The sequence below is a fragment of the uncultured Anaerotruncus sp. genome, from assembly GCF_902490045.1.
Classification (GTDB): Bacteria; Bacillota; Clostridia; order Oscillospirales; family Ruminococcaceae; genus Anaerotruncus.
In genome coordinates, this window is sequence record NZ_CABUCJ010000160.1 from 1 (window position 1) to 4610 (window position 4610).

The 4610-nt window shown below is 66.4% G+C and carries 2 protein-coding genes and 1 pseudogene; all 3 read right to left on the minus strand.

Features of this window, described 5'->3' with window-relative positions; translation table 11 throughout:
* Positions 1-556: signal recognition particle receptor subunit alpha (locus tag RDM88_RS11945; RefSeq protein WP_308755054.1), on the minus strand; the 556-nt coding region annotated here is incomplete at its 3' end.
* A gap of 11 nt (positions 557-567) precedes the next feature.
* Complete coding sequence (gene smc, locus RDM88_RS11950) at positions 568-4137, minus strand: chromosome segregation protein SMC (protein ID WP_308755055.1); 3570 nt, start codon at positions 4135-4137, stop codon at positions 568-570.
* A 2-nt stretch (positions 4138-4139) separates the two neighbouring features.
* A pseudogene (locus RDM88_RS11955) lies at positions 4140-4610 on the minus strand (radical SAM protein); the annotation flags it as partial.

Below are 4610 nucleotides of genomic sequence, written 5' to 3' on the forward strand. Positions count from 1 at the left end.
CCACGTCGACGCCCCGCGCCTTCCCCGCCGTGACCGCGTCGAAGACGACGGCCGCCGGGTCGGAGCCCTCCGACTGCCGGATCATGTCGACCCCCGAGCGTTCGGCCCACACGCCGAGCTGCTCGATCGCGGCCGCGCGGAAGGTATCCGCCGCGCCGAGCAGCACCTTTTTGCCGTCCGCCTTGAGGTTGGCGGCGAGCTTGCCGATCGTGGTGGTCTTGCCCACCCCGTTCACGCCGATGACGAGGATGACTGAGGGTTTCGTCGAGAGGTTCAGCGCCTCCCCGCCCGAAAGCATCCCAGCGATGATCTCCTTGAGCAGTCCCTTGACCTCCGAAGCGTCGGTGACGCCCCTCTTTTTGACCTCCGCGCGCAGTTCATTGCAGATGGCCGCGGCGGTCACCGCTCCCACATCGGACATGATGAGCGTCTCCTCGAGCTCCTCAAAGAGCTCCTCGTCGATTTTGGAAAAGGAATTGACCAGCTCGTCGACGGCGCGCGCCATCGACTCCCGCGTCTTTTTGAGCCCCTCGGCAAGTTTTCCGAAAAATCCCATTTGGTACCCCCCTACTTGATGCCCAGCTTGCTTTCGATCTCGCTGACGTGCAGCTCGAGCAGCTTGGAAACGCCCTCCTCCTGCATCGTCACGCCGTAGAGCATGTCCGCTTCCTCCATCGTGCCGCGCCGGTGGGTGATCGTGATGAACTGGGTCCTGTCGCACATCGTGCGCAGATACTGCGCGTATTTGACGACGTTCACGTCGTCGAGCGCCGCCTCGATCTCGTCGAGCAGGCAGAAGGGCGACGGACGAACCTTAAGGATCGCAAAATAGATGGCGATCGCCACAAACGCCTGCTCGCCGCCCGAGAGGGCCGCGAGGTTCTTGATGATCTTGCCGGGCGGCTGGACGTAGATCTCGATGCCCGATTCGAGCACGCTGCCCGGATCGGTGAGGGTCAGCTCCGCCCGCCCGCCGTCAAAGAGCTCGGTGAAGATCTTGGAGAAGTTCTCCGCGATCCTGCCGAAGTTATCCGCGAAGATCGACTGCATGTCGCTCGTGAGCTGGGTGATCAGCTTCATGAGCTCGGCGCGGGACTTCTCCGCGTCGTCCGTCTGGGTCTTGAGGAAGCGGTACCGCTCGGACACCTCTTTGTATTCCTCGATCGCGCCGACGTTGACGTTGCCGAGCGCCCGGATCTTCCCCTTGAGCTCCCCGAGCCGCCGCTGCGCCTTCCCGGGGTCCTCGACCGGCTGCGCGATTTCAGCCGCCTGCGTGCGGGTGATCTCATATTCGTCCCACAGCCGCGAGATGATGCCGTCGTACTCCGCCTGGAGCGACGCCTTCTTCTCCTCGAGACGCGCCAGCTCCCGTCCGGCGGTCTCCCGCCGCGCCGTGATCTCCTTTTCGTCGGCCCGCAGGGCGGTGGTCTTCGCTTCGCAGTCGTTGCGCGCCTGCGTTTTCTGCTCGATCTCCGCGCCCAGCGCGGCCGCCTGTGCCGCGTAGTCCTCCCGCTGCCGCTCGGCCCCGGCGATCTTCTCCCGGATTTCCGCGTTCTCCCGCAGATAATCCGCCCGCTGGCGCTCGAGCCCCGCGACATGCTCCTTCTGGTGCAGCTTCTGGTCGCGCAGCTGGTCGGCCATCTGCCGCAGGCCGTCGATCTCCTTGGTGACCGAGATGATCTCCACGTCCTGCTGGGCCAGGCGCGCGGACGCCTCCGACGCCTGCCGCGCGCAGGTGTCCCGCTTGGAGGCGAGCACGCCGAGCTGCTGCGCCACCTCGTCGAGCTGGCGGTTCAAATCGTCGGTCAGCTCGGCGCTCGTGACGTTCTTCTCCTTAAGCTCCTCGAGCCGCCCTGCAAGCTGGCCGTATTCCTCCGCCGCCTGCTCGCGCGAACGGACCGCCTCGTCGTGGGCGGAAGCCAGCTGCTTCTGCTCGGCGGTGCAGCGGATCTTATCCTCCTGCGCGGTGGCGATCTCCCCGTCAATCCCCGCAAGCGACGCCTGCACGGCCGCGATCTCCTCGCGCAGCGCCTTGATCTGCCCGTCGAGCCCGGCCATCTCCCGTTCGCACGCCGCGGCCCTGCCCTTGAGCTCCTCGATCTCCTTCGAGCGGCTGAGGATGCCCGCGCTGCGCGCGGCCCAGCCGCCCGTCATCGAGCCGCCCGCGTTGACGACCTGCCCGTCGAGGGTGACGACGCGGAAGCGGTAGCCGCCCTTCTTCGCGGCGGCGGCGGCACAGTCGAGGTCCCGGACGATCACGATGCGGCCCAGAAGCTGGTTGATCACGCCCCGGTAGCGTTCGTCGCACCGGACCAGGTCGGCGGCAACGCCGATAAAGCCGTCCGTTTCGGGCAGCCAGTTTTCATTGAGGCGGTTTCCTTTTACCGTCGAGACGGGCAGAAAGGTCGCCCGCCCCGATTTGCTCGATTTGAGCATGCCGATGGCGCGCTTGGCGACCGTCTCGTCCCTGACGACGATGTTCTGCATCGCCGCGCCCAGCGCGATTTCGACCGCGAGCGCGTAGTCATCCTCCACCGAGATGAGCCGGGAGACGGGTCCGTACACGTCCCCGATCGCGCCCCTGCGCGCCTGCTCCATGACGTATTTGACGCTCTGCGAAAAGCCCTCCATGCTGTTCTCCATGTCGAAGAGCAGCTTGGCCCGCTGGGTGTGGGCGCGCGCCTTGTCCTCCAGCCCGCGCCGCTGCTCGAGCAGCGCGTCGAGCTTCTGCTGGCGGCCCTCCAGCTTCATCTGGCAGCCCCTGCGGGAATTTTGCAGCGAGAGGAGGTTGTCGTCGATCTCGGCGATCAGTTCCCTGCAGTCGGACAGCTCCTTTTTGATGCGCGCGATGTTTTCGTCCTTGACGACCGCGCCCTCCCTGAGGGCTTCAAGCCGCGCGATCGTCTCGTCGATGAGCGAGCCGCTCGACGCGGAGGAGAGCTTGACCTCGTTGATGCTCTGGGTGAGGCCGAAGCGGCGCTCCTTGAGCGCGTCAATCCTGCCGCGGCAGTCCTCCTGCACCGCGCCCAGCGTGGTCAGCTCCCGCTGGACCTCCTCGTGCCCGCGGCGCAGCTCGTCGAGGCCCTGCCGGCGTTCTGCGATCTGCTCCTCAAAGGTATGTATCCTTTCGTCGAGATCGCTGTCCGACGCGTCCGACTGCTCCAGCTCGGCCCGGATGCGTTCGATCGACGCGTCGTTGTGCGCCATATCGTTATGCAAAACGGCGATCTCCGCTCCGCTCTGCGCGGTGAGCTCCTCGATCTCCCGGACGCGCCCGCGCCGGGAATCGATCTCGACCGCGAGCGCCTGCATCTGCGCGTAGAGCGCGTTGATCTGCCCCTCGATGCCGTCGAGCTCCGCCTGGACGCCGTCGTGCTCGTCGCGGCAGAGCAGGATTTTGTCCTCCTGCTCCCGCAGCACCGCCCGGGATTTGTCGAGCGTCAGCACCCAGAGGGAGATTTCCAGCGTCTTCTTCTCCCCCGCGTATTCGAGGAACTGCGCCGCCTTCTCCGACTGCGCCCGCAGCGGCTCCACACGCCCCTCGAGCTCGTCGAGGATGTCCCGCAGGCGCAGGAGGTTCTCCTCCGCGGCCTCCAGCCGCCGCTGGGCCTCGAGCTTGCGGTAGCGGTACTTGGAGATGCCCGCCGCCTCCTCGAAAATTTCGCGGCGCTGGGTGCTCTTGGCGCTGACGATCTCGGCGATCTTGCCCTGCCCGATGATCGAGTAGCCGTCCCGTCCAAGCCCCGTGTCCATGAAGAGCTCATAGACGTCCTTGAGGCGCACCGCCGCGCCGTTCAGGCGGTATTCGCTCTCCCCCGAGCGGTAGAGCTTGCGCCCGACCGTGACCATGTCGCAGTCGCAGGCGAGCGCGCGGTCGGCGTTGTCGATCGTCAGCAGCACCTGCGCGTAGCCCTGCGGCTTGCGCGCCTGCGTGCCGCCGAAGATGACGTCCTCCATCTTGCCGCCGCGCAGCGTCTTCGTCGACTGCTCTCCCAGCACCCAGCGCACCGCGTCCGCAATGTTGCTCTTGCCAGAGCCGTTCGGCCCGACGACGGCCGTGATGCCGTCGTGGAAGCTGAGCTTTGTGCGGTCGGGGAAGGATTTGAACCCCTGTATCTCCAAGCTGCGAAGGCGCAATGTCACACTTCCTTTATCTCGATTGCGAGGCCCGAAAGCCTCCCGTCCGGTTCTATCTTTACATGATACCCTAATTGCCCCAGTTTTTCAACGGTGCGCGCCCCATGCCCCGTAATTTTTGAGAGGCTCCGGGGGCCAACCCGCAGGAGGTAGTCCCCCTTCGGGCGCCCGGTGAGCGCCGCCTCGGCGCGCAGGCGCATCGCCTCCCCCTCGCAGAGCTCGCGGAACGCCGGGTGGTAGGGCCCCGCCAGCCGCTCCCGCTCGAGGGAGTCCTGCGCGTGCAGGCCCATGCGGATCACCCGGATCCCCATCCCCTCGAAGTATTCGAGCAGCCGCGCACCGAGCGAGACGGCCTCCTCGAGCGTCTGGGGGCGGTAGATCCCCGCGCGGCAGAGGTCCGCGAGTTCCGTTCCCTCCATCACGACCGTCGGGTAGACCCGCACCGTGTCGGGAGCGCACGCGGCCAGCCGCTC